Raw genomic sequence first — 19,531 nt, 5'->3', positions numbered from 1 at the left:
AAATGTGCCGTTACTTCCAGATGACGTTCAGCGCATCAGCGTCACCGTCATAACCAAACTGCTTCATGACAACCGAACATGAGTCGCAAGGCGCCATCGTGGTACCGATGGTGATGGAATCAAGCTCTTTTGGATCCGGGTATTTGCCGCGTATCACGCTGATGAGCTTGCTCTCGGTGTCCAGTGAAGTGGGGCGCGAAGTGAGCACAGGTGTATAGGTTTCGATGTTGTCGATAGTGTGGGGGATTGCCCGTAGCTTGCCGGAGTGGGAGACACTGAGTGACGCACGCTGAAAGTTGGCGCCGTGATCAACATTGAAGTAACTCGTACTGCCGACCTTCACCTCGTCCGTTTTTCTGCTGGTGGAGAACAATGGCAGGAAATCCGTGTTGTTCTGGCTGCCGGAAACGCTGACATACACTTCACGCACCCCTTTCTTCGTCCTGATCTCGGCGAACGCGATGTTTCTAAGGTTGTCTGACGATCTTCCCCTTGCCCGGCTTATGAGTGTTTCCAGCTCCTGCATCGCGTTGTTGATTTTTAAAGCCTTGGCCCCGCCCTGAACCGATGACTCCACGGTTACGACCGTTTTGCGAAACAACGTATTGAGGACCTCTGCGGTCGTTTCGCGCACACTGTCCGGGGCAGCCTTGGACAACGACCAAGTCGCAGCGCCATCGGTGGAATATCTGACAATCATCCTTGTCGAGTGATCAAACAAAACCGCCTCCCCGGGGCTGGTATCCACCTTGATATGTTTCAGGGTCTCGGGGGGATTGGCATGGCCACCGATCGGCACCGCGATGTCATCCATGGCCTTCAGCGCTCGCTCAACGCGATTGACACCATAAATCCTGGCCATGTTGTTGGCATTCAGGGAACCGATGTATACCTTCTCTAACTCGCGTCTTATTTCCTCAGGAAGGGTGTTGGCTTTCTTGAGCGTCAACGAGTCGTACACGCTTTGCCCTTTTACGCGCTCGGCAACAAAAAAGTCTCCCGCATTCAGGCGCGTGAACACGTAGTGTTTTGATCCATCCATTGATTCGGCGAGGATGGCGCCTACGCGTATGTTATCGACAAGTTCTTGCCCTGCTTCGGGTACGCTGACCATGAGCCGACCATATATTCCTTTCTGAAACTCCAGCGTCGCATGGAGGGATGAATGTGTGGCGAGCGAAGCGGTTTGCATCGGTGTTCTGCCAGTAGCGGGGGCGTAAATGACGTCTCCGAACCAAGGGGCCCAGCCTTTGGTTTCATCGAAGTGACCGATGTCAGGGGTGGGGGCCAGGTTGCGAGTGACATAGTTTGTTTTACACTCGGGGCCGGGTGCGCGACGCACTCGGCAGGGAATCGCTTTGAAAGTGTCATCGATATCGATCAGGTCGGCGCGACGCAATGTGTCGCCATCGAGCCGGTACGGTACATCGTCGAGAAACAGCGTGGTTCGCCCATCCGCTTCAAGTACCTCGCGCACGAGGGTTTTATCAGAAAGCTCGACAGTGACGTGGTTGTCGGTCTTTGCCAGGGGGCGGTAGCCGGATCGTCCCGGCAAAAGTTCGCCGGACTTGGTCGGCAGTGTCGGCCCGTAGGGTTTAGTCGATAACGGATCGATCAGGCGAAAGTCAGATTTTCCAGAGGTTGCCAGGTTGCGCACCAGTACATCGTCAATACCTTTAACTCGGGCTAACTGATCGCCGACTGTCTGAGGCAGCCAGCGACCCGCATTGTTCAACCGAGACAGGCTGCGTACGTAATTGTAGTAACGGAGTTTTCCGGCCAGCTCCATGAATTGATGAAAGGCGAACTTGGCTAATTTCCACAGGCCGGTTGCTAACGCTTTGAGCAGTTGGGGGATGCCGTCGATCGGGTTCAATGCCTTCAATAATGAAGTCACCAATTTCTTTGTCAGCAAGGTAAAGGACGGAAGGGCGGTGCGCATGCTCAATTGGCCAGCGTTAATGACCAGTCTTAGCGAGCCCACGGCAAATTTGCCAATGGGCAGTCCGAATGAAAGCACGTCGAAAAACAATCCGAACGCACCCAAGGCACGACGGTCTTTGTCGTTTGACATCACATCTTCAATACTGCCCCAGAACGGTACGAACAATTTTGCGGTATCGAGAGCTTTTTCGCCGTAAGCTTCTTCACGCTCGAATACGGTCTGACCATTGGCGGCACGACGAAGTGCCACCGGGTCTACGAACAATAGTTGGGTCGCGATGTAATCGCTGATTTCCGTCAAGCGGCTCGACGAGAATGTCACGGGTGCGTATTCAGTTGCATTGGGCACTGCGGCGAAAGGCGTGCCCAACTGATCGATGATTGCATAGCAGTGGGCATTTTCTTTCGGCACGCCACCGAGCTTCCCAGTCAAAGGGCAAACGCTTGTCCTGAAAGCGATCGACGTATTGTCCATCGAGATGGGTGGCAATAGCGCCGATATAGGGTCCGATCAGTTTTGGATCAAACTTCTCGAGACAGCGTATCAGTCCAGCCCTTGGCAACATCTCGTAATAGGTGCTTTTCTTATTGTGAGTTGCCTGCAATATCAATCCGTTACGAGCTCTGAGCGGTAAGGTCTTTTCATGTGTTTCATCCGAGGCCTTCATGCGATGGGTTTGCAATCGCAAGCTGTAGATTCTGACTTCGCCCCACTCCAAAGCCTCACGGTCGGCAATTGGAAGCGTCACCAGCAGACTTTTAATCAGCGTTGCATAGGCAGTTGTGATCCTGGCCAGATAGCTCGTAAAGTCTTTGTCGAAGAGGGCTTTTATGTCCGGCAGCTTGGTGGTCGGCGGCAGGACTGGCTGCATGCCGCCCCATTTAGGCCCAGGTACGGGCCAAGGCCCTTCAGTCTTTATTGTTCGTTTTTCATCTATCCGAATCCATTGTTTGCCAATGGTAGTGCCGTCGCGCTCCGTCACCAGCCATTTTTTCTGATCGTCGAATTTGCCGGCAGCCAGAACCTCCAGGAAGGCGTAATAGTCATATCCCCCTATAACGGGAGTGTCACGAAAATGGCTCGGTCCCGGGTCGCTTCTTGCCAGTTTTCGGCCATCCGAAATCAAGGCATCTTTTCCAAAGAGCTTCTCCATTTCCGTTCGAGCAATGGTTAGTCGTTTGGGCGCTGTTTCATTGATTCCGATAATGGCCTTATTGAGTTCACTGGTGTGCTTATCCAGTTCGGATAGCGCGCGATCGATGTCGTCCTTTTTTTTCGAGGTAATAACGCCGAGGGTTTCCGCCCAGTCCAGTGCCGGAAGCAATCTGGCCAGCGCGATGTGAGTCATTTGCTCTTCGCTCGCCTCTTTGGCCTGCTGGAGCGCCAGGTTGACCAACTGTTGGAAGGTCAGCCGGTTCAGCAACTCGGGTTCAGTTGCTTTGATGATGTTTACGCCGTTAAGGAAGTTCACCCAGATCACGGAGCTTCGGTACCTAAGTTGTTCCGGAATATCCCTGACACGGAACTCCAGTGGAAAACGCGACAGAAACAAACGTGCAATGACAATGGCCTCTTTTTCCGATGTTGCCCGATTTGAAGTCCGCAGATGGGTTTCGAATTCGGCCCGAATGGCCTGATAGCTCTTCCCCCAGTTTGAGCGGGCCTGCCAGGCGTACCCGGCAATCTCGCCCGGATGTTCAGCGGTTTGCGAGGCCAGCCATAGCTGCAGTGCGTTGGCGATCAGTTTGATGCGGATGTAGGGCGAGGTTTCTTCGCCTGGCTCCCCTCCATACCAATCCATCGCAGACAGCAAGGCTATTTCCAGTTTTTTGGCTTCAGCGCTTTGCAGGATTTTTTGCAGATAAACCGTCGGCGTTGCTCTGACTTGTTCAACGGTTGCCGCGGCAAAAATGTCGTTGGCGAGGTAAGTCAGCGGTGACATACCTTCTTCAGGCAAAAATTCGTTCACGGTTGCAATAATTTCCGCACGGACGATTTCTGCATGCACTTTGTGCGTGTCGACTTGTGAGGGGGTGGGCGAGTGCCGTCGGCTGGCTCGAAAGGCCGCACGATCTTCATCGGTGGGGCGTCGCCGCAGCTCGAGAATGTCGAAATCGTCCTCCAGCTTCAATTGATGACTGGCGATCTTTTCTTGAAGGGCAAGTATTGCGTTCGGATGTTCCTGCGGGTGACGCGGGGTCCATGGTGCAAGTCCGTAAAACCAGGACATCTTGCCCAGGCTGATGAAACGGTTAGAGTTGAGTTGGCCTCCCAGTAAAGTGGCTGCCTGTTCGATCTGGGGTTTCAGCACTTCCCATTTTGTGAATTCCGTCAATGCCAACGTGACTCTGGTCCCCGAATTATTCCAGGCCTGATAGACATAGTTGCCATCCGTGAGGGTGACGCTCAGGTCGCCATGCTTTATTTGGAGTTTTGTGCACATGTCGATGTAGTCTCGATCACGCAGCAATTTCCATAACGCGTTGAGCCCTTCCTCGCTCACCCTATGGAGCGGTGAAAAAGGCCCTATCGGGATTAAATTGCGTAGATCGACCGTTGTTGGCGGCTCACGCATTGCAGTCAGCATGAGTTCGTAATCTTCCAGCTGGCCTGTATGTAGCTGAGCATCGGTGGGGTTTGTGGGAGGGAACAGGCCTCCCTTTTCGCTTGAATTGATCGTTTGCATAAACGAGTTTCTCTTGATGGTCGGTTGATCTGCGCATCGCTCCAGTGCGATGGAGTGCTGGTCCGATTACAAGCGATAGAAAGAAGGGAGGGGCGGTATATAGATATATGACGGGGGGTATTTTTCCGAAGAACAGTTTGTCGCTCTGTTTGCCAGCAGCGAGTTGAAAAAAGCTGCTATTTACATGGACTTGTTCACCGTAGCGGGCTTCTTGCTTGCCGGGATCAAGAACGCACCCTAGTCTAGCTATAGCGATCACGTTGGATGATGATCTGGCAGTGCTATGACAAGGGATCTCATGAATCAAACACGGACACTCGGAACGCCACGGTTGCTGGGCATCGTCTGGCCATTTATCGCCGTTGTGTTATTTCAGGCCCTGCTGGGCGGCGTTAGCCTGTACGTGCTCTCGGCAGTTCGCGGTTATGTCGCGGGTGAAAGCTTATGGTCCAAGGGCCAGAAAGACGCCATCTATTACCTCAATCTTTACGCCGACAGTCGCGACGAAACGATTTTTCTCAAATATCAGGACGCCATTGCCGTGCCTCAAGGTGGCCACGAATTGCGTCTGGCGCTGGACCTTCATCCACCGAATATCGAGGCGGCACGACTGGCTATCCTCAAGGGTGGCAACCACCCGGATGACGTCTCCAGTTTGATCTGGCTGTACCTCAATTTCCGCCACTTCAGTTACCTCGAGAAGGCCATTGATCTGTGGACGGTCGGTGATGCTTACCTGGTGCGACTCAATGACGTTGCGCAGGACATGCATCAGCACATCACCGCGACACAGACTACCGATGCCGACATCAAGCGTTGGAAGGAACAGATATTTGCCATCAATGATGGCGTAACGCCGGCCGCGAAGGCCTTCAGCGATGCATTGGGAGAGGGCTCGCGGGTGATTCTGCACCTGCTGCTGGTGACGAACCTCGCTACCGCGCTTGGCCTGATCGCGCTGGCCTTGCTGCGTACTCACAAACTGCTCAAGCAGCGCCATGCGTTCGCCGAGGCCCTTCAATTGGAGAAAGACCGGGCCCAGATCACTTTGCAATCGATTGGCGATGGGGTGATTACCACGGATGTCGAAGGGGCGATCGCCTACATGAACCCGGCTGCCGAAGCGTTGACCCACTGGAAGGCCGAACAGGCAACGGGGTTGCCACTGGCGGCGCTGTTCAATTTGCTGGACGAGAACGCTCAGACCGATGGCTTTACATTGATCGAGCACATTTTGAGTGGTCAGCTCAGTGGTGGCAGCGAACATTCCAAATTGATCCAGCGCCTGGATGGCAGTACGGTTTCAGTGACCCTGGTCGGGGCGCCGATCCGCAACGCCGGTAAAGTCAGCGGTACCGTGCTGGTACTGCACGATATGACCCAGGAGCGGCAATACATCGCCAACTTGTCCTGGCAGGCAACTCACGATGCCTTGACCGGCCTCGCCAACCGCCGCGAGTTCGAGTATCGCCTGGAACAGGCCCTGCATCAGCTGACGCGTCAGACGGGGCGCCACGCCCTGATGTTCCTCGACCTGGATCAGTTCAAGTTAGTCAACGATACCTGTGGTCACGCAGCGGGAGACGAGATGCTGCGGCATATTTGCGCACTGTTGCAGTCTGGCCTGCGTGAAGGCGACACCCTGGCCCGGCTGGGGGGGGACGAGTTCGGCATTCTGCTGGAGAACTGTGCACCGGAAGCGGCGGAAAAGATCGCCGAGAGCTTGCGCCAGACCGTGCAAAACCTGCATTTCGTCTGGAAAGGCCGGCCATTTGTGACGACGGTAAGCGTCGGCCTGGTTCATATCAATCAGGCCCCGACGACCCTCGAAACCTCGCTGCGTGCGGCCGATATGGCGTGTTACATGGCTAAGGAAAAGGGCCGAAACCGCGTTCAGGTCTATCATGCTGACGATTCGGAGCTGTCACTGCGCTTCGGCGAGATGGCCTGGGTGCAACGCTTGCACATGGCGTTGGAAGACGATCGTTTCTGCTTGTACTCGCAGGAAATTGCGCCTCTTGGTCATAGCGGGCAAGGTGGCGGGCATATTGAAATTCTGCTGCGCCTGCATGATGAGGCCGGGCGCATGATTTTGCCGGACAGTTTTATTCCGGCCGCCGAGCGTTATGGCCTGATGACTTCCATTGATCGTTGGGTCGTGCAGAACGTTTTCAAGATCATCGCCCAATGCATGGCCGAGAAGCGCAAAGGACCGTTGGCCATGTGTGCGATCAATCTGTCAGGCACTACCATCGGAGATGAGGCGTTTCTGACCTTCCTGCGTGAACAGTTCGATGCTTACGCCATACCACCTGAAATGATTTGTTTTGAAATCACTGAAACCAGCGCAATCTCCAATCTCGGAAGCGCAATCAGATTTATCAATGAGCTCAAAGGCTTAGGTTGCCACTTTTCGCTAGACGACTTTTGTGCCGGTATGTCCTCATTCGCCTATCTGAAACATTTGCCTGTAGACTTCCTGAAGATTGACGGGAGTTTCGTAAAGGACATGCTGGACGACCCGATTAACCGCGCTATGGTCGAGGTGATCAACCACATCGGTCATGTCATGGGTAAGCGTACGATTGCAGAGTTTGTTGAAACACCGCAGATTGAGCAGGCACTCCTTGAGATCGGGGTGGATTACGCTCAAGGGTATGTCATTGAACGCCCGCATCTGTTTACCTGCGACAGTTTACAAAGTCGTCCTGCCAGGCCTCAGCCTTTGTTGTTCAAGGCGCCAGGCACGTTCCGTTGAAATCTCTTGCTGATCCTAACAATCACAATCAAAAGGAGCTCGACAGTGATCGACACATTCAACCGAACCGGACCCCTCATGGATGCTGCAAGTTATCCCGCCTGGGCCCAGCGATTGGTCCAGGATTGCAGCGAGAGTAAGCGCCGGGTTGTCGAACACGATCTGTATCAGCGCATGCGAGATAACAAACTCAGCGCCAAGACCATGCGTCAGTACCTTATTGGTGGCTGGCCGGTGGTCGAGCAGTTCGCGTTATACATGGCTCAGAACCTGACCAAGACCCGTTTTGCTCGCCATCCAGGCGAAGACATGGCGCGTCGCTGGCTGATGCGTAACATTCGCGTCGAATTGAACCACGCCGATTACTGGGTGCACTGGAGCCGTGCTCACGGTGTCAGCCTGGAAGATTTGCAGGCGCAACAGGTTCCTCCTGAGCTTCACGCGTTGAGTCATTGGTGCTGGCACACCAGTTCGGCGGATTCGCTGATCGTGGCCATTGCCGCCACCAATTACGCCATTGAGGGTGCGACGGGGGAGTGGTCGGCACTCGTCTGTTCCAGCGGCGTCTACGCAGCAGCATTTCCCGAAGAAGATCGCAAACGCGCCATGAAGTGGTTGAAGATGCACGCCCAGTATGACGATGCTCATCCGTGGGAAGCGTTGGAAATCATCTGCACGCTGGCGGGCATGAACCCCAGCCAATCCCTGCAAACCGAGTTACGCCAGGCCATCTGCAAAAGTTACGACTACATGTACCTGTTCCTGGAACGCTGCATGCAGATTGAGCATTCGGAGAAGGCACCGGTGGCGCGTGAGCGCATGGCGCTGGCCGAAAGCTGATCCGTTAATCCGGATAATGACGTCCCCATGTAAAAAGCCCGCGTTCCGATCTGTATTGACGGGGGCGCGGGCTTTTTTGCAGCCTTAAACATTCAAGCTACGCGCTGACTTTCAATCCAACCAACCCGGCAATGATCAAAGCCACACTGGCCAGCCTGAACAGTGCCATGGACTCACCAAACAGAATGATCCCGGCGATCACTGTTCCGACTGCGCCTACGCCCGTCCAGATCGCATAGGCCGTACCCAGCGGCAGCTCTTTCATGGCAAGGCCCAGCAGGCCAAGGCTGATGGCCATGGCGGCAATAGTCAATGCCGTAGGTAGAGGGCGGCTGAAACCATCGGTGTATTTCAGGCCGACGGCCCAGCCCACTTCGAACAGGCCAGCGAAAAACAGAATGATCCAGGACATGGGAGACCTCCATCCATTGACGGGGTCGTCCCCAGATTAACGACTCGATTGAGCCGCGAGGTCGTCCTCGCGATGCGCAATAGAGTGCCGATGATTAACCCGGGGATCAAGTTTCGGATCAATCGGTGGCTTGTCTGGCCGCCAGCTCCCGATCTTCTTTCTCGCTCATCCGCCGGAAATACGTCGAGAGCAGCGCCCCGGAAATGTTGTGCCAAACACTGAACAGCGCACTAGGCACTGCCGCCAGCGGTGAGAAATGCGCACTGGCCAGCGCGGCGCCCAATCCAGAATTTTGCATGCCGACTTCCAGCGCCAGGGATTTGCGTTGAGCCAGCGGTAACTTGAACAGGCGCCCTGTGAAATAACCCAGCAGGTAGCCAAAGCTGTTATGCAGCATCACCACGGCCATGATCAACAGACCGGACTCGGCGATTTTTGCCTGGCTGGCGGCAACTACGGCGGTGACAATGATCACGATGCTGACCACCGACACCAGTGGCAGAACGTCAACTGCGTGGCGAACCCGATCACCAAGCAAGCGCTGGGCAGCCACGCCAAGCACAATCGGCAGCAGCACCACTTGCAGGATCGACCAGAACAGCTCCATGAAGGAGACCGGCAACCAGGCTGATGCCAGCAACCAGATCAGCGCCGGCGTCAACAATGGCGCGAGGAGGGTGGTGACAGCGGCAATCGCCACCGAAAGGGCGAGATCTCCGCGTGCCAGCCAGGTCATTACATTCGACGACGTGCCACTTGGGCAGCAGCCGACCAGGATAACGCCGACGGCAATCTCTGGCGGCAGGTGAAAAGCCTGGCAGAGCAACCACGCCACGCCGGGCATGATCACGAAATGGGCAACCACGCCCAGAGCCACACGCCAAGGATGGCGAGCGACTTCGGCGAAGTCTTCGAGTTTGAGAGTCAGGCCCATGCCGAACATCACCAGCCCCAACAGCGGCACGATTGCGCCCTTCAGGCCGATGAACCACATCGGTTGGACAAACGCCACGATGGCGAAAATCAGCACCCAGTAAGCGAAGGTGTTTCCGACAAAGCGACTTAGTGCAGCCAACGCACGCATGGCCTGATCCTTATTGTTTAGTAGCAGCACAAAACCAATGTGGGAGCGAGCCTGCTCGCGAAAGCGGTTTATCATTCAACACTTATGTCGTCTGACACTCCGCTTTCGCGAGCAGGCTCGCTCCCACAGTAGATATCACAGGTATTTAGATCCCCTGCGGAGTCTCTTCGCCGCCCAACGCTTCAACCAGCGCCGGCAGGAAGTCGCCGAAGGTCAGCATCATCAGGGTGAAGCTGGCATCCAGTTGGCCGAGTGCTTCTTCGCCGCCGTCCTGTTCTGCCTGGTCTTGCAGCAGATCTTCGAACTTCAGGCGCTTGACCACCATCTTGTCGTCGAGGACGAAAGACAGTTTGTCTTGCCAGGCCAGCGACAGTTGAGTGACCACTTTGCCGGTGCTCAGGTGCAGCTGGATTTCTTCGCTGGTCAGGTCCTGACGCTTGCAGCGCACGATGCCGCCATCTTCGTGGGTATCACGCAGCTCGCACTCGTCCAGTACAAAGAAGTCGTCCGCGGCTTTTTGGGTAGTGACCCATTCAGTCATGGTCGCCGTCGGGGACATTTTCACGGTCAGCGGTCGTACCGGCAGCGTGCCGATCACTTCACGCAGGGTGGACAACAAGTCTTCTGCGCGTTTCGGACTTGCCGAGTTGACCAGGATCAGGCCTTGTTTCGGCGCGATGGCGGCGAAGGTCGACGAACGACGGATAAAAGCGCGCGGCAGAAAGGCCTGAATGATTTCATCCTTGATCTGGTCGCGTTCCTTTTTATAGACCTTGCGCATCTGTTCGGCTTCGATCTCTTCGACCTTTTCCTTCACAGCGTCACGCACGACGCTGCCTGGCAAGATGCGTTCCTCTTTGCGGGCGGAGATCAGCAGGAAGTCGCCGCTGACGTGCACCAGCGGTGCATCTTCGCCTTTGCCGAACGGCGCGACGAAACCGTAGGTGGTCAACTCCTGGCTTGCACATGGACGCGCCAGTTTGGTGGCCAGTGCAGTTTCCAACGCCTCGGCATCAAAAGGCAGATCTTGGGTCAGGCGATAGATAAGCAGGTTTTTGAACCACATGAGGCGAGTCTCTCCTTTATACAAAGGGGGGCATTATTCTCTTAGCGGCGCCATAGGCCAACCCTTCTCTAAGCCTTTGGAAGGCCTGAAAAAATTATTTAAAAAAGTGCTTGCCAGAGGTTGGGGCGCTCCGTAGAATGCGCGCCACACCGAAAGTGAAGGGTGATTAGCTCAGCTGGGAGAGCGTCTGCCTTACAAGCAGAATGTCGGCGGTTCGATCCCGTCATCACCCACCATTCGCTTTAGTGTTACGCGCAGCGGTAGTTCAGTCGGTTAGAATACCGGCCTGTCACGCCGGGGGTCGCGGGTTCGAGTCCCGTCCGCTGCGCCATATTCGGTAACCTGGAACGCTGAACGCCAGGTCACCACGGAAAAGCCCGCTAACGCGGGTTTTTTTCTGTCCGTAGTTCCTGCAGGGATGTGTTGTTTTACCGGTTTTCAGATTTTTTTGATTAATTTATCAATTAAATCAACACGTTATGAAAATCTGTGGCACAATGCGCCCCGCAACGAAGGTAAAGGGTGATTAGCTCAGCTGGGAGAGCGTCTGCCTTACAAGCAGAATGTCGGCGGTTCGATCCCGTCATCACCCACCATTACTTTCAATGTTACGCGCAGCGGTAGTTCAGTCGGTTAGAATACCGGCCTGTCACGCCGGGGGTCGCGGGTTCGAGTCCCGTCCGCTGCGCCATATTCGGTAACCTGGAACGCTGAACGCCAGGTCACCACGGAAAAAGCCCGCTTAATGCGGGCTTTTTGCTGTCTGGGATTTGGCTTTTCGCATGCAAAGCGACCTGTTCAGGCGAAATACGCCCCTTGTAGCAGCTGTCGAGGCACGAGGCTGCGTTGCGTGTCCGCAGGACCGCCGTCGAGGGCCGCTGCGCAGCCCAACGCAGCCTCGTGCCTCGGCAGCTGCTACAGATCGACCTGCTTATTGCTCTGCGTTGCGGCTGTGGCGGTAATCGCTGACCGCTTCGTATACCGCTTTGCGCAGGCGATTGATCCCGCCAATGGGCCGATGAGCCTCCAGGCCGAACCAGGGATTGAACGACTGGTTGTCGCATTGCACGTTAAGCGCTGGCGTATCGAAGTCCTGGGCCGGCACATTGATTCGCGCCACCGTCTCGAACGGCGCGTCGCTTTCTCTCCATTCGATGCTCGTGTCTTCGATCGGCATGTACTTGCGCGGATCCTGCCGCTGGATCTGCAAGACGAAACACGCCGGTACCCGATCTGTCGACAGCTGCTGGTTCAGGGCGCTGCGCAGGAAGTTCGGCAACTTCAGGTTTTGCGCCGGCAGGACGTAGGTCGGGCAACTGTCAGGATCCGGCATTACCCGGAACTTGGCATTGGCTACACCGAACTTGTAGGGCGAAACCGAAAAGTAGGTCGTCCGCGTCGGGCTTTCCGGGGCGGGGGAGAGGGTCGCCAGCGCGATAAGCAGGTGTCGAACCTGCCAGGTCCGTGGATCCCAACCGGGGAAGAACGCCATCAGTGTCTTGCCGTCAGCCTGGGCGGAAACGTTCTGACGATACTCAGCGACATCGCTGACGAAAAAATTCGGATGGCTGAACATCACGAAATCCTGCTCGCCGCGGCTTTTTTGATCGTCGAGCAGTTGTCTGCCAGGCACATCGAGTAACTTGATCGCCATTCCCCGAGCATCGCGGATGCTGTCGAACTGCGGGTAAGCGTTGCCATTGGACAACCGCATCATCGCTTGCCAGGTTTTGCCAGGCACACTGAATACACCCTGACGCAGATCATCGGGCAGTTCCGGCAGTACCTGAACGTCGGCCTTCACACACCCGTGGGCCTTGGCGTGTGCGTCGCGCAGGTAGCGAGTGCCTTCACGGTGCTGATCGACGATGCGCACGGCGGTCTGAATGACGTCCTGAGTCATCGCTGCTTCGCCGTCCGGAATCAGTTCTTCAGCCGACACCGGCCCTCGGTGCTGCCAGGCAAACCAGGCGGACGCCAGTGCCCAGCCGAGCAATCCAAGACTCAATAACAAGAGCAGGGTTTTGCCAAGGAAGGCGCCAAAACGCATCCACAGTGTAGTCATGGCAATTGTGCCTCCAGCGGGCCGCCCAATACTTTCAGGTATTCCAGAAGCGCCCAACGCTCCTCGGGTTGTAGCCAGCGACCGATCACGCCGTTGCCGAGCTTGCCAGCGCGAAACTCGTGGCCACTGTTGTGATTGCCGGTGATACGCGTGTCGAATTCGAAACCGTTGGTAAAGGCCTCGGTGCGATAGCCCAAGTGCCTTGGATCGTACTCGAACGTGCCCTTATAAAAAGTGGTCGCGCGCTCATCCTGGGGCGAGAGCAGTTGATAGAGGCTCGGCACTGAGCCGTTGTGCAGAAACGGCGGGGTCGCCCACACACCCGCCAGCGGCCGGGCTTTGTAGGCGCGCAATTCCCGGACCCCGATGGGCAGGCCGAAGCCATCCATGGCGGGTCGCTCGGCGACGGGGATGTTCGCGTCACGGTAAGCGCGGTTCTCGACGAACGCGGTGATGTAAGCCAACCCTTTGGCTGACGATAGCTTGCTCAAGTCCAGCGGCTCGGTGGGTGCCGGTTGCAACTGCACATCCAGTTGACCCAGTTCTGCCGGATCCCATTGCAAGGCGGTGAGGTCGAAGCGATGGTCAGCGATATTGTCGGCCGCGCCGGGGTCCGTACCAATGAACGCCACAGGCAGCATTTTCAAGGGTTGCACCCAGCGTCCGTTGCTTTCGATTGATCGAGGGAGATGGCAGCCGGTGCAGTTCTCGGTGAACAGCGCGCGACCTTTGGCGGCTAGGGGTTTGTCCGTTGCGCCCAGCAGTTCTTCTGGCCAGGCAGGTGGTTTGAGTCGTTGCAGGGTTTGTTCAATCAGGTGCAGGTCACGCACTCGGACGCTGGACGGATAACGATTCTCGCCCTTGAGTGGCTGGCCGTCACTGTCGAAGAAATTCAGCGTGGCGCCTACGCCCAGGGCCTCACCAATGTTGCGGGCCATGGGTTGCTGTGCCGAGCCGTTCCATTGCACCCAGTCGAAGGTCCACATGTCCCACAACTGCGGATAATCAACCGGCGCATTGGCCACCCGGTAGTTAGCGGGGGAAATGGCATCGCCGAAACTGGCATTGGCAATACGCCCGAATGCATCGGTACGGCCGGGGCCTTCTTCGGTCGGGTAGAGTCCGCGATGGGTGTCGTTCCAGGCCGCCTTCAAGAAAGTATCAAGAGACGCCTTGAAGTCTTTGCGCAGTTGCTGATGGCGGATGTCGTAGTCTTGGCCCAGTACGTTGCGTGCGAAACGTTCGAATTTCCACGGGTTGTAGTAAGTCGACGTCAGACTGGCCACCAGCGCTTGCCCGAAACTGCCACCGCGCAGTGTAGGAACGCTGGACGGCAAGACATGCTGTGCCGAGCCGCCGTCGATGCGCACGGCCTGGCCATTGAAACGCAGTTCTCCGGTGTGGCAGGCGGCACAGGTGATGTCCAGAAATTCTTCCTGGCTGCCCGGATTCTGATGACGGGCAAACCCTACAGGCAGGTTTCCAGGGTTGTTCGGCGCGGGGCGTTGGCTGGGGTCAATCAGAAAACCGAAGCGTGCGAGGTATTCGGGAGCGGCGAATCGTTGTTGCGAGAAGGGCAGTTCGAGGGCGTTGAACCAGTCGTAACGCAAGCCTTTGACCTGAGTGCCCTGAGGCGTGAAATAGTAAGTCTGGCGGTCGGCAGCGCTCCATTGCTCCAGGTAATGCACCTGTTGCGCGGGTGTCCAGGTCGGCAGTTTCGGGTTGGCGACGAAGTAAAGAACCACGAAAAGGCCGAGTCCCAGCAGCACAGCGATCAGAGCTAACACGCGGAAAAAGAGGCGCAAGATAAACATCCTTGTCGAATTGTCGCTCTCTTATGCCTCAGCCCCAGAGGTGCGGCAAGTGGCCATTACGCCATATGCTGTGGGATGCGGGATCGGTCTCTGTGAGGGGAAGCTGACAGAAGCTTCATCATCCGATTCCGCAAATGCGTTAAAACACCTGAACTTATCAGATGTTTCCTGCTCTTATGCCGGTAGCCATTGGTCGTGGCCGCCTGATAAGCTCGCGGCTTTACTCGATTGCCCTTTAGGCGCATGAACAAGGAAATAGCATGAAACAGCATCGGTTGGCGGCGGCGGTAGCCCTGGTTAGCCTGGTACTTGCGGGTTGTGATTCGCAGACCAGCGTAGAGCTGAAAACTCCGGCGCAAAAAGCTTCCTACGGGATTGGCCTGAACATGGGCAAAAGCCTGGCTCAGGAAGGCATGGATGACCTGGATTCCAAGGCCGTAGCTCAAGGCATCGAAGATGCCGTCGGCAAGAAAGAACAGAAGCTGAAGGACGACGAACTGGTCGAAGCCTTCGCAGCACTGCAAAAGCGTGCTGAAGAACGTATGGCCAAAATGAGTGAAGAGTCGGCAGCCGCCGGCAAGAAATTCCTCGAAGAAAACGCCAAGAAATCCGGTGTAACCACCACCGCTTCCGGTTTGCAGTACGAAGTGGTCAAGAAGGCCGATGGCCCACAGCCTAAGCCGACCGACGTCGTGACTGTTCACTACACCGGAAAACTGACCAACGGCACCGTTTTCGACAGCTCCGTCGAGCGCGGCAGCCCGATCGATCTGCCCGTCAGCGGTGTGATTCCGGGTTGGGTCGAAGGTCTGCAACTGATGCACGTTGGCGAGAAGTACAAACTGTACATTCCTAGCGAACTGGCCTACGGCGCACAAAGCCCAAGCCCAGCGATTCCAGCCAACTCGGTACTGGTATTCGACCTGGAACTGCTGGGGATCAAAGATCCGGCAAAACAAGACGATGCTGCCAAGTAATTTGCATCTGCTCTAAAAACAACGCCTCGCTTTATGCGGGGCGTTGTTGCATCTGGCGTTTGGCAAGGGGTAAACAAAGCGAACGGATGCTGTAGGCTGGAGTCATAGCCATTGAGGACCCTCGTGCTAGCGGCGCCAGAGCGCCAAGTCAATGAAATCTTGGGTTTTTTTATGTGAGTAAAAAACGCCCGATCTGAGTTAAGCCCTTATGAAGCGGGGCTTTCAGCCATGAAATGCAGCTCTGTTCACAAGGTTATCCACAATTTGTGTGGATAACATTTCAGCGGGAGGGATGATGAAAGCGCCGTGGAATTTCGCTCGTTTCCTGCCACTGGCTGGACGCCTGCTGGCTCGTGGACGATTGCCTGCCTTGCTGTTCGCAGTGGCCAGCAAAAGTGCCAGCCAGGGTAACCGATTGGGCAAGCTGAAGGACGACCTACGCTTGTTGCAGGCGTTGTGCCTTGCTTACTGGCGTGGTGAGTATCGCGCAATCAGCCCGAAGGCGCTGATATCAGTGGTCGCAGGCCTGATGTACTTCCTCAGTCCGGTGGATGCGATTCCGGATTTTATTCCGGTTTTCGGCATGCTCGATGACATCGCCGTATTGGCCTGGGTGATGAAAGTCTTCGAGGGCGAACTCAACGCGTTCCGCGCCTGGCGCAATCAACAGCTGACGGAGAAGCTCGCCGTGGTCGAACGCTTGCCCGATACCGTGCAGCAACTTCAGCTACAGGGGCCGAAAAAAACCTGATTTCCTTACGCAGACGTCCATATATTCATACCCCCCGCGACCTTGGCCGCTGTTAGGATTACACTTCTAAGGAAAAGTGCCGACTCGCTAAGTGTCGTTGTCCTACGGGGAAGTCATGGATATTCAGATAATCACACGCGAAGGCGAGCCCGAGTATGCGGTTCTACCGTGGGCTCAGTATCAGGCTCTACTGAAAGCTGCAGGCATTAATGAGCAACCGCCGCGGGTCGCCCCAGAGCGTCACGTGGCAGCACCAGACCAGATTCTTCCAGGTCTGGATCAACTACGCAGTTTGCGCGAAGGGAAGGGTATCGCCATCGAGGCGCTGGCCCGCACGGTAGGCATCAGCCCGTCTTACCTGGCCTTGATCGAAAGTGGCGAGCGTCAACCCGACGCTGCGATTCGCCGAAGCCTGGCCTGGGAATTGACGGTGCCAGGGTGGAGGGATGAATCGTGAGCGTACGCATCAGTCGTCAACATTGGGATGGGTTACTGGGAGAACTTGATCAGGCGCGCCGCCAGCGCCATCTGCTGACTTACCGGGCATTGCTGGAGCGTTTGCAGTTGCCCACGCCAGCCATGCAAACCTTGACTGCCGCCCTTGAGCATCTGGCCGCGCTGGACGCCAAAGCCGAGCAGCCCTTGCGCAGTTCGCTGGTGATCAGCCAAGGCGCCAGCCGCTTGCCACGCACGGGGTTCTTCGAGTGCGTCGAGCGCCTGGGGCGTTTCTCCGGGCCGTCCGATGGCGTTGCCGCGGCATCCTGGCATGCCTCGGAAGTGGTGCGGGTGTTCGAATACGAATACCCGGAATCGGCAGAGGCCTGAGTGTTTTTACGACTCAAGGCACGGGCTGGCTACTGGTTGGCCCGCCGGTTGTTTCATTGGTCATGGTTTGTGCGCCAGCCCCGAGGCTGGCGCTGGCTTGAAGGCCAATTCGCGCGCATGGCAAACCTGGGCGATGTCGGCGCTCAAAGCTTCTATGGCCACATTCTGGCCTTTCGCGGCGTGGGTCTTGGGGCTCGTGAGGAAGGTGTCCGATTGCTGCGCCTGGCGGCGTTGGCGGGCGATGGCAAAGCGGCGTATCAAGTGGGCGTGATCAGCCTGGCCGGAACACCGAGCAAAGCGCCGGATCCGGCTGAAGCGGCGCGTTTTTGGGGGATGGCCGCAAAGGCTGGGCATCCGTTGGCCGAGATCAAACTCAAAGAGCTGACGGCTCGCGATTCGACGCGATAGCCCCATCGTTATCCGATAAACGAACGTGACGTGAGGGAAACCTCTCGCCACGTTTACCTTTTTGCCTGCATGTCATTCGATGATCGTTATTTAGGCATTTACCCTACAGCCACATCCTACTTTCCTGATTTCTTCTGGACTGATCCCCCGCAAAGTTTCGCGCGCTCAATTCGCGGGCAAGCCTCGCTCCTACAGGATTGGGGGCGTCCGCATTTTTGGTGGGCTGCCTCGACCCTGTAGGAGCGAGGCTTGCCCGCGAAGGCGGTCTTACAGGCAGCGGAATTTCTGGGCGAGGTCGTCGGACGTTTCCTTCAAGTTGTAGCGGTTTCCATGAACTGGTGCGGAATGAGTTCAGTCGATAGGCTTTGGTGGTCACTGCATATTCAGTGGCAGGGTGTAGGAACCCTTCAAGACTGATGGGATGCTCATAGCGTCAATGCTTGGTTTGCGGCCGTTAACATGTGTCCGTAAAATCATTTGCGGCGGCTATGCGCGGGCACGCTTCGGCGTGGTCGAGTTTTCCCAAAGGTCTCGATATTCCTACCTCGCGCGTAGCTGCCACCCTAGCCTGTAGGAAGGCTGATGGCAGCTCCTATTCTTCTTTGGGAGTCTCTAATGAAAACACTTCACCCCGATCCACCCTACGAAAAACCAATTCCCCACCCCGAAAACCGCTTCATGGCGCTCACCAGCAATTGCAGTGACATTGAACTGGTCAAGTAATCTTGGACACCGTTTAAGGTTTCACGCAGCCAGTCTCTCTCTAGCGACTGGCGATCGATAATCGTTGTAGCTATGAGGCCTGGTGGTGTTGTAACGCGATACGTAGCGCTGCACATCCGCTCGGGCCTCATGTTCCGATTCGTAGCCGGTTTCAGGCACCCATTCTGATTTCAAACTGCCAAAGAAACGCTCCATAGGGGCGTTGTCCCAGCACTCGCCTTTACGACTCATGCTTTGCCGCAGGCCATACTCCAATAGCTCGTTCCTGAACTTATGGCTGGTGTACTGACAGCCTTGATCGGAGTGAAACAGCACGTCTTTGGGTCGACCTCGTAGCTCAACCGCCATCCGTAAGGCCTCGCAGGTCAGCGAAGCATCGGAGATCATCGAAAACGACCAACCCACAACGCGACGAGCGTACAGATCCAGAACCGCCGCGAAATACAGCCACCGCTTACCAACCTTGATGTATGTCACGTCGCCACACCACACCTGATTGACCGCTTTAACATCAAACTTGCGCTTGAGTACGTGCGGCGCCACCAACGCCTCCACGCCAGGCGACTTGTACTTATGGCGCCTGCGCTGGCGACTGGTGATGCCGGTTTCGCGCATCAAACTGCGGGCCAAATACCGCCCGATGCGGTGCCCTTTCTCTTGCAGCTCCTTGGCCAGAGTCCGCGACCCCGCAGAGGCTCTTGACGCCCTGTGATGCTTGACCAGCACGGCTTTGAGCCTCTCCCGCTCGGGATTCACTTTGCCTTGGCGCTGACGCCAGGCGTAAAAGCTGCTGCGATTGATGCCAAACGCTCGGCAGCAATTGTTAACGCCGTACTGCTCGTCCAGCTCGCAGATCAACGAGAATGATCTTTGGCGTCCAAAAGCAGGAGAGCACTGGCCTTTTTTAGGATTTCGATATCCAGGTCTTTTTGCCGGAGCAACGCTTTAAGCTTCTGGATCTCTCGCTGATCAGCGGTAATCGCCTTGGCTCCTACCGGGGTCGAACCCAAGCGCTCCTTACGAACCTGATCGACCCAGCGGCGCAAGGCCGTGGGACCAATATCCAAACTGGCACAGACCTCGGGAACCGATTGTCCTTCGTCCAGCACCATGCTGGCAGCCTTGAGCTTGAACTCACTCGAGTAAGATTTCCGCATATCCAAAACACCTCAGATTT

Annotated in this window: 15 protein-coding genes and 4 tRNA genes; 11 read left to right on the top strand and 8 right to left on the bottom strand. The window is 56.2% G+C overall.

Annotated elements, in window-relative coordinates:
- Positions 1 to 10: 10 nt before the first annotated feature.
- Both AC1MDT_RS14555 and AC1MDT_RS14550 read right to left on the bottom strand, forming a co-directional pair.
- Positions 11 to 2,377 carry a hypothetical protein gene (locus tag AC1MDT_RS14555; RefSeq protein WP_480417827.1) on the bottom strand — a complete coding sequence of 789 codons (2,367 nt, stop codon included), beginning with the start codon at positions 2,375 to 2,377 and terminating at the stop codon, positions 11 to 13.
- A complete protein-coding gene (locus AC1MDT_RS14550; protein WP_480417826.1) occupies positions 2,277 to 4,631 on the bottom strand; it encodes a hypothetical protein in 2,355 nt (784 codons plus the stop codon). The genes AC1MDT_RS14555 and AC1MDT_RS14550 overlap by 101 nt, the downstream gene beginning before the upstream one ends.
- A gap of 298 nt (positions 4,632 to 4,929) precedes the next feature.
- On the opposite strand from AC1MDT_RS14550, the gene AC1MDT_RS14545 reads away from it, so the two are divergent.
- Together AC1MDT_RS14545 and AC1MDT_RS14540 are read left to right on the top strand one after the other, a co-directional pair.
- The gene (locus tag AC1MDT_RS14545; protein ID WP_480417825.1) at positions 4,930 to 7,389 is read left to right on the top strand and encodes an EAL domain-containing protein; all 2,460 of its coding nucleotides are present in this window, start codon (positions 4,930 to 4,932) and stop codon (positions 7,387 to 7,389) included.
- A 78-nt stretch (positions 7,390 to 7,467) separates the two neighbouring features.
- Positions 7,468 to 8,229 (top strand): iron-containing redox enzyme family protein, encoded by a 762-nt coding sequence (locus AC1MDT_RS14540; protein ID WP_480417824.1) that lies wholly within the window; start codon positions 7,468 to 7,470, stop codon positions 8,227 to 8,229.
- A 97-nt stretch (positions 8,230 to 8,326) separates the two neighbouring features.
- On the opposite strand, the gene sugE is transcribed toward AC1MDT_RS14540, so the two are convergent.
- The 3 genes from sugE to rdgC all read right to left on the bottom strand — a co-directional run bounded on the left by sugE (position 8,327) and on the right by rdgC (position 10,791).
- Entirely contained in the window at positions 8,327 to 8,641 is a 315-nt protein-coding gene (gene sugE / locus AC1MDT_RS14535; RefSeq protein ID WP_008013928.1) for a quaternary ammonium compound efflux SMR transporter SugE, read from the bottom strand.
- A gap of 118 nt (positions 8,642 to 8,759) precedes the next feature.
- Positions 8,760 to 9,725 (bottom strand): bile acid:sodium symporter family protein, encoded by a 966-nt coding sequence (locus AC1MDT_RS14530; RefSeq protein WP_480417823.1) that lies wholly within the window; start codon positions 9,723 to 9,725, stop codon positions 8,760 to 8,762.
- Between the two features lie 145 nt (positions 9,726 to 9,870).
- On the bottom strand, positions 9,871 to 10,791 hold the full coding sequence (gene rdgC / locus AC1MDT_RS14525; RefSeq protein ID WP_017340046.1) for a recombination-associated protein RdgC: 921 nt from the start codon (positions 10,789 to 10,791) through the stop codon (positions 9,871 to 9,873).
- A gap of 160 nt (positions 10,792 to 10,951) precedes the next feature.
- Here rdgC and AC1MDT_RS14520 point away from each other — a divergent pair.
- From AC1MDT_RS14520 to AC1MDT_RS14505, 4 genes are all read left to right on the top strand, one after another.
- Positions 10,952 to 11,027: transfer RNA gene (locus AC1MDT_RS14520), tRNA-Val, on the top strand.
- An 18-nt stretch (positions 11,028 to 11,045) separates the two neighbouring features.
- Positions 11,046 to 11,122, top strand: a tRNA-Asp gene (locus AC1MDT_RS14515).
- A 189-nt stretch (positions 11,123 to 11,311) separates the two neighbouring features.
- Positions 11,312 to 11,387 (top strand) — tRNA-Val (locus AC1MDT_RS14510).
- Positions 11,388 to 11,405: 18 nt separating this feature from the next.
- Positions 11,406 to 11,482 (top strand) — tRNA-Asp (locus AC1MDT_RS14505).
- 240 nt (positions 11,483 to 11,722) lie between these two features.
- On the opposite strand, the gene AC1MDT_RS14500 is transcribed toward AC1MDT_RS14505, so the two are convergent.
- Positions 11,723 to 12,856, bottom strand: coding sequence for a catalase family protein (locus AC1MDT_RS14500; RefSeq protein WP_480417821.1), 1,134 nt, complete (start codon positions 12,854 to 12,856; stop codon positions 11,723 to 11,725).
- On the bottom strand, positions 12,853 to 14,661 hold the full coding sequence (locus tag AC1MDT_RS14495; RefSeq protein ID WP_480422676.1) for a di-heme-cytochrome C peroxidase: 1,809 nt from the start codon (positions 14,659 to 14,661) through the stop codon (positions 12,853 to 12,855). The genes AC1MDT_RS14500 and AC1MDT_RS14495 overlap by 4 nt, the downstream gene beginning before the upstream one ends.
- Before the next feature lie 269 nt (positions 14,662 to 14,930).
- Between AC1MDT_RS14495 and bamJ the strand changes: the two genes are divergently transcribed.
- The 5 genes from bamJ to AC1MDT_RS14470 all read left to right on the top strand — a co-directional run bounded on the left by bamJ (position 14,931) and on the right by AC1MDT_RS14470 (position 17,631).
- Complete coding sequence (bamJ, locus tag AC1MDT_RS14490; protein ID WP_480422675.1) at positions 14,931 to 15,647, top strand: BamJ family beta-barrel-assembly machinery protein; 717 nt, start codon at positions 14,931 to 14,933, stop codon at positions 15,645 to 15,647.
- Positions 15,648 to 15,942: 295 nt separating this feature from the next.
- Positions 15,943 to 16,398, top strand: a complete 456-nt coding sequence (locus AC1MDT_RS14485; protein WP_480422674.1) for a YkvA family protein — start codon at positions 15,943 to 15,945, stop codon at positions 16,396 to 16,398.
- Positions 16,399 to 16,513: 115 nt separating this feature from the next.
- Positions 16,514 to 16,855, top strand: a complete 342-nt coding sequence (locus AC1MDT_RS14480; RefSeq protein WP_480422673.1) for a helix-turn-helix domain-containing protein — start codon at positions 16,514 to 16,516, stop codon at positions 16,853 to 16,855.
- Positions 16,852 to 17,223, top strand: a complete 372-nt coding sequence (locus AC1MDT_RS14475) for a hypothetical protein (RefSeq protein WP_003223109.1) — start codon at positions 16,852 to 16,854, stop codon at positions 17,221 to 17,223. Before AC1MDT_RS14480 ends, AC1MDT_RS14475 begins: the two co-directional genes overlap by 4 nt.
- The gene (locus AC1MDT_RS14470) at positions 17,224 to 17,631 is read left to right on the top strand and encodes an SEL1-like repeat protein (protein ID WP_480422672.1); all 408 of its coding nucleotides are present in this window, start codon (positions 17,224 to 17,226) and stop codon (positions 17,629 to 17,631) included. It abuts the gene before it with no gap.
- Between the two features lie 744 nt (positions 17,632 to 18,375).
- Here AC1MDT_RS14470 and AC1MDT_RS14465 read toward each other — a convergent pair.
- A protein-coding gene (locus AC1MDT_RS14465; RefSeq protein WP_480418219.1) for an IS3 family transposase occupies positions 18,376 to 19,511 on the bottom strand; the annotation gives its coding sequence in 2 pieces (ribosomal slippage) (positions 18,376 to 19,262 and positions 19,262 to 19,511; 1,137 coding nt in all).
- Positions 19,512 to 19,531: the final 20 nt, after the last annotated feature.

The organism is Pseudomonas sp. ASL7, from assembly GCF_056680375.1.
This window is presented reverse-complemented; position numbering and strand designations above follow the sequence as displayed.